We start from the raw sequence: 5,690 nt of genomic DNA on the forward strand, positions 1-5,690 counted from the left end.
TTTTTCCGTAAGATGTTTGAAAAATTCTATATCCTTTATATTCTGCCGGCTCATTAACTTTTATAACTTTTTTCATAACGGGCTTTCCATCTTCTAAGATCTCTATTTCACTATTGTAGGATTTTACAGCCCCTGCAAACTCTTTACTATCATAAAAATCAAGCCAAAATTTATTTACTTTTATTTCAAACGGTAATTTATAAATTTCATCGCCGGGTTTTAAAGAACCTTCTCTATATTTTCTTATATAATCAGCCTTTTCTCCTTCCGGAATTTCTATCTGACCCCTAACACCAAAATATGAACCTAAGAAAGCACCTATAAGGAAAATAATGATACCTATGTGAGTAACAAGCATCGCGAGTCTTGAGACCTTGCCTTTTTCTGCAAAGAGATATACAGTATTCTCTTCTTTTATGACTTCAACCTTTCTAAAACCTAAGTTATGAATAAATGAAGCTATTTTTTGAAGAGTTTCATCGATTGATTCATTGAAAGAAAGCTTTATCGTAGAAGGCTTTTTTAAAACACCTTCCGGCATCTTCTTTTCTACTTTACCAAAGGCAGTTCTGTAGATTGATGGAAATCTTTCGATTGTGGCAAAGATTACAGCTATGGCTACCAAAACCATCAATAACTGATAATACCATGCGTGGAATACATTGTTTAGCCAAGTAATCCATATAATTTTTGCCGGAATTTCTCCATACTCTTTATAGTAAGTAATATAGGTTTCACCTTGTTTTATGTATGTTGACCCTAAAACAGACAAAATTGCTAAAAGAATTAAATAAATAATTCCAAGTTTTACATTTCCAAGAATTGATATGATTTTTTTAATCAATGTTTTCCTCCGGCTTTACGTCCATCATTTCTTTATACTTATCAACCACTGCTCTTCTGATTTGCTCTAATTGCTGATTTTCAAGAATTTCAACAACATCAACGAATTTATTGCCAGACCTTTTCTTTGGAAAGCTTAAAAAAAGTCCACCGTGCTTTGATTCTATCAGTTTTATATCTCTTATTAAGATCAAGTCATCTAAAACTACTTCTGCAACGGCTCTAACTCTTCCGCCTATTCTTCCGGTGTTAAAAGGAAATAGATTTACTTGAGTGACCTTCATGTTTATTACATAGATAGAATGTTATTTATATGATACTCTTCAAGGTTTGGAATTCTAACTTTATTAAAGCTGATTTCCAGTGGCTTTGTAAGAAGTTTACCATTTTCATAGGCAACCATAAAATTCTTCTCGCCTTGAACAAATTTTTCAACAGCAAAAACTCCAAACTTTGAAGCCATTACTCTATCGTATGCTGAAGGACTACCACCTCTTTGTATGTATCCAAGAACCTGATATCTAATTTCTCCAACATCTTTGTCTTTTAATCTTTCGTTTAGTAATTCAGAAAGCTCTTTTGCTGATGCAACACCTTCAGCAAGAACAATTATCGCAAAGCTTTTTCCCTTTTCTTTTGCTTTCAAGATCGTTTCTTCAATTACATGGAGTGGTAAAGGATATTCTGGTATTAATGTTAATTCTGCTCCTACAGCAACACCTACCTCTAACGCAATAAATCCGCTATCTCTTCCCATCACTTCTACAATAAAGATTCTTTCATGGGACATGGTTGTATCTTTTATTTTATCTATTGCTTCCATGGCATTATTTACAGCCGTATCAAACCCTATTGCATAATCTGTTCCATAAATATCGTTGTCAATAGTTTTTGGGATTCCTATGATGTTTAGCCCAAAATCTTTTTGCAATAAATAGGCACCTTGAAAGCTTCCATTACCACCAATCACAAACAATGCCTCTATATTATGTTTTTGTATATTCTCATAAGCTATTTTTCTAAAGTTAAAATCTTTAAATCTTGGCTCTCTTGCAGTTAAAAGAATAGTTCCACCTTTTTGTAAAATACCTGCAACAGATTTATAATCTAAGATTGTATAATCGTTTTCTATAAGACCTTTAAAGCCTCTTTTAAAAGCTACAACTTCAATATTATAGTAATTAGCAGTTCTGACAACTGCCCTAATGCATGCGTTAAGACCAGGGCAGTCTCCACCGCTTGTAAGTAATCCGATTTTTTTCATTATTTATTTAACATGTAGCAAAAATCAGAAGCTCGAGCCATCTCCGGGATAATATCGCCTGTTTGTTTGTTAACATAAACTTTTCTGACAGTTGATAAATTCTCATAACCTTTTAGATTTATTTCACCTATAAAATATTTATCATTTTCGCAAACATTGATTGTATAGTCTTTACCAAGTCCTACATAGTTTGCTATTTTTTTCTCAGCTTCTTGTTTCGTGATTGCAAATGATGCGCTTACAACAGATGTAATAGCTAATGCAAACAATACTTTTTTCATGATACAACCTCCAAAAAAATTTAGGATAATTTTATCACTTTTTGAGATTAATTTGTATATGTTTTATTGTTTTTGAGTAAGTGGTTATTAGACCCTTCGGATTTACGTCCTCAGTATGACACGGAAAGATAAACGAGGCTGTTCCAATAATCCACACAGTCATTCTAAGGACGAAGTCCGAAGGATCTCTTTTTTAAACTCTATTAAAACCACTAATTTCTCACTCAAGGTATATTTTATTCTATTTTAGAATATGGAAAATTACTTAAATTATGAGATTCTTCACAATAAGATTTTATGTCATTTACTTGTCCGGTTAATGCAGGAGAAACTACCTTAGCAAACTGTGATTGTGAAGAAAATTTCGAGAGCTTTAAATAATGTGCATAGAAGCTCTCGAAAGCTGTCTAAAATTGTTTGGTGAGTTTGTATTTGTTGTAGTTTATTTTGGTAGCCTATTGTTTAAAGATTTTATTAATTCTTCTTCTCGTTTAGTTAATTTAATATTTCTTAGTTTATATAGAAAATAAACATATTGCTGTTCTGTTAGAATTTTGTTTTCATCGATATTGTGTTGCAGTAAGATGTTTTTGGCAATATTGTTTATTGCTGTTATTTGAAAAGCCCACACATCATCCCAATAAAAAACTACAAAAAATGAGATATTGCTATTATTAGCAAGCGTTGATATTGCATCAATGCTTTTTTGATTTAGGTTTTTATTGAACCTGTATATCTTTTATAGTCAATTATCGCAACTAGTTTTCCTGTATTAAACTCAACCATTAAAAAATCAATATCTATGGCAGGACAATTAAATCCCCATGCTCTGTGTCTTTCACTTAACTTTTGATCTCTCCATTGGGTTCTTTCAGGTCTTGTTTTCGAGTAGTCGAAGCTCATTCTTAACTCTTTCCTCTGTCTTTTTTATGCAATTTTCGTCTACATCTATTCCTATAAAGCTACATCCTCTTTTTAGTGATACCACTGCTGTAGTTCCGCCGCCAACAAATGGATCAAGTATGGTTTGTCCAGGAAAAACAAATTTCTCAAAAATTATATCAAATCCTTCTTCAGATTGCCCCCATTTATGAAATCTTTTGTCATTGTTATTTGTTGATGTTTTAATAACATCTCCAAAAGAATCTCCTGAATATTTATCTTTTGCGAAGATTAAAACAGGCTTCCAGAAGGTATTACATTTAACCTTCCAGATGTAAGGACTTTGTCCCCCAGGAGTTAAATATGCAAGCGTCCAAATATACTTAAGGTGTTTGCTGAGTTTATTAATTACTTCTGGTAAATAGCTTTGTCCTACCATAACAATTAAAGCACCATGTGGCTTTAACACATAATCAGACAGCTCTGAAAGAACATCGTAAACCCACAAGAACTTTTTTGGATAGGGAGGGTCTGTGATTATCCAATCAACAGACTCGGGAGACAAGATATCTTTATAGTTTCTAATATCATTACAGTAAAGCTCTAAAGATGGAGGGTTTTTTGGCTTTTGAAGTTTTAGCCATTGTTTTAATATTTTCTGTTGTTGCTTTGTAAGATGTTTTTTTGCTAATATAAAAATCGTAATAGCTACCATCAAAGTTTGAAAGTTCCAAGCTAATAGTATCAAGAAAAGATAAAGAGGCTTTTTTGTTCGTCAATTTTATAACCTCTAATATTTATATTATTCACAGCTTGGACATATCTTTGCAAGCAATGGGTCAGTAGGACATGCATCCAGATTGCCGGCTTTAACCTTATCAACTACCTCATCACCATATTTTTCTCTTGCCATTCTTTCCAATTCTTCTAAATCTTTGTTAACTTGGTCTTTAGCTCTTGCAAGTCCAAAACCTCTTCTTTCTCCTCTCTTGTTTACGTTCATTGTGTATTTTTCACCTTTGATAGTTTTGTCTATAAAGCAGTAGTAAGTTGATTTAAGTCCTTTTTCCCAGGCATACATGTAGATGCTTTCCATGTCATCTCTTAAATCTTCTTCTATGTATAAGGATTTAGAAACAGCTTGGTCTATATACTGTTGGAATGCTGCTGCTATATCTATTTGTCTGTATGGGCTTACTTCATATGCTGTTTTGAATAGTCTTTTATCCACTACTCCTTCCAGCTCGTCTATATACTGAATACTTCCTTGATTTGCTTTTATTTTTTCAAGAATCTCTTCATTCCAGATACCTTTTTCTTCTAACATTTTCATAAGTGGCTTGTTTACTACGATAAATTTACCTGATAGTGTATCTCTTGAGAAGATATTAGAAAAGTAGTTGTCTATACTTGAAGAAGTTCCTGCTATGATTGAGATTGATGCTGTTGGTGCTATTGCAAGTAGGACTGCGTTTCTTCTTGGAGGATAGTCGTAATTACCTTCGTAGTAGTGTGGGAATGCTCCTCTTTCTTTTGCCAACTCTTCAGATTTTCTATACACTGTTTCTCTCATAAATTTGGCTATCTCTTTTGCAAGCTGCACAGCTTCATCGCTGTCGTATGGAATTCCAAGATAGATCAATGCTTCATGGAATCCCATCAATCCTATACCAATAGGTCTTAAGTCCATTGTGTTTCTTCTTGACTCTTCAGATGGATAAAAGTTTTTATCTAAAATGTTATCAAGTGCAACAACCATTGTTTCAAGCGTATCTTTTAGTTTATCCCAATCGATTACGTGAGACGTGAAACGTGAGACGTGAGACGTTGTTTCATTAGAATTTGACTCTTCACGTTCAACCTTCTTCAAATGTCTTTCTAAATTAACAGATGCAAGGGTGCAAACTGCTGTTGACTGAGGTGAGTTTGGTATTGATATTTCTGTGCATAGGTTAGACGAGTTAATTACACCGTATTTAGGGCATGGGTTATGTCTGTTATGTGCATCTTTGAATGTGAGCCATGGATGCCCGGTTTTTGCAAGTTTAAACAGATACTTTTTATAGAAATCTCTACTGTCTATCTTTTTCCAAAGCTGCAGCTCTCCTCTTTCTGCTTTTTCTATACATTCTTGGTATTTTTTAGCAAACTCTTCACCCCAAGCTGTTACTAACTGCCTACATTCTGCAGGGTCGAATAGATAGATAGGCTCTCCTTCTTTAATTCTTCTCATTATTTCATCCGGCATCCATAAAGCTGTGTTTAAAGAGGGTGTTCTAAAGTATGGGTTTCCTGTAGTTTCTCTTAAATCTAAAAATGCTTCTACGTCTAAATGCCAAGGCTGCAAGTACATAACTTGACTGCTTCTTCTTCTACCACCTTGCTGGATTGCGTTTACGATAGTGTCAAAGATTTTTATA

6 protein-coding genes and 1 pseudogene are annotated in these 5,690 nt (G+C 33.6%); all 7 read right to left on the reverse strand.

Going from position 1 to position 5,690, the window contains the following annotated elements; genetic code table 11:
• A partial coding sequence (locus SULYE_RS05185; protein ID WP_007547222.1) for a cytochrome c biogenesis protein ResB occupies positions 1-844 on the reverse strand: 844 nt, incomplete at its 3' end.
• Entirely contained in the window at positions 837-1,127 is a 291-nt protein-coding gene (locus SULYE_RS05190; RefSeq protein ID WP_007547223.1) for a septation protein SpoVG family protein, read from the reverse strand. The genes SULYE_RS05185 and SULYE_RS05190, both read right to left, overlap by 8 nt.
• 5 nt (positions 1,128-1,132) lie before the next feature.
• Complete coding sequence (gene pfkA, locus SULYE_RS05195; RefSeq protein WP_007547224.1) at positions 1,133-2,107, reverse strand: 6-phosphofructokinase; 975 nt, start codon at positions 2,105-2,107, stop codon at positions 1,133-1,135.
• The gene (locus SULYE_RS05200; protein WP_007547225.1) at positions 2,107-2,388 is read right to left on the reverse strand and encodes a hypothetical protein; all 282 of its coding nucleotides are present in this window, start codon (positions 2,386-2,388) and stop codon (positions 2,107-2,109) included. Before SULYE_RS05200 ends, pfkA begins: the two co-directional genes overlap by 1 nt.
• A 711-nt stretch (positions 2,389-3,099) precedes the next feature.
• A complete protein-coding gene (locus tag SULYE_RS05205) occupies positions 3,100-3,291 on the reverse strand; it encodes a hypothetical protein (RefSeq protein ID WP_043989110.1) in 192 nt (63 codons plus the stop codon).
• Entirely contained in the window at positions 3,260-4,018 is a 759-nt protein-coding gene (locus SULYE_RS05210) for a DNA methyltransferase (protein ID WP_156784765.1), read from the reverse strand. Before SULYE_RS05210 ends, SULYE_RS05205 begins: the two co-directional genes overlap by 32 nt.
• Positions 4,019-4,072: 54 nt before the next feature.
• Positions 4,073-5,690: pseudogene (locus tag SULYE_RS05215) on the reverse strand (ribonucleoside-diphosphate reductase subunit alpha); the annotation flags it as partial.

The sequence above is a fragment of the Sulfurihydrogenibium yellowstonense SS-5 genome, from assembly GCF_000173615.1.
GTDB classification, from domain to species: domain Bacteria; phylum Aquificota; class Aquificia; order Aquificales; family Hydrogenothermaceae; genus Sulfurihydrogenibium; species Sulfurihydrogenibium yellowstonense.

What these genes read in the sequence shown, in the direction of transcription:
- SULYE_RS05190 (WP_007547223.1), bottom strand. Translation starts at nt 1,127, where the DNA reads ATGAAGGTCACTCAAGTAAATCTATTTCCTTTTAACACCGGAAGAATA.
- pfkA (WP_007547224.1), bottom strand. Translation starts at nt 2,107, where the DNA reads ATGAAAAAAATCGGATTACTTACAAGCGGTGGAGACTGCCCTGGTCTT.
- SULYE_RS05200 (WP_007547225.1), bottom strand. Translation starts at nt 2,388, where the DNA reads ATGAAAAAAGTATTGTTTGCATTAGCTATTACATCTGTTGTAAGCGCA.
- SULYE_RS05205 (WP_043989110.1), bottom strand. Translation starts at nt 3,291, where the DNA reads ATGAGCTTCGACTACTCGAAAACAAGACCTGAAAGAACCCAATGGAGA.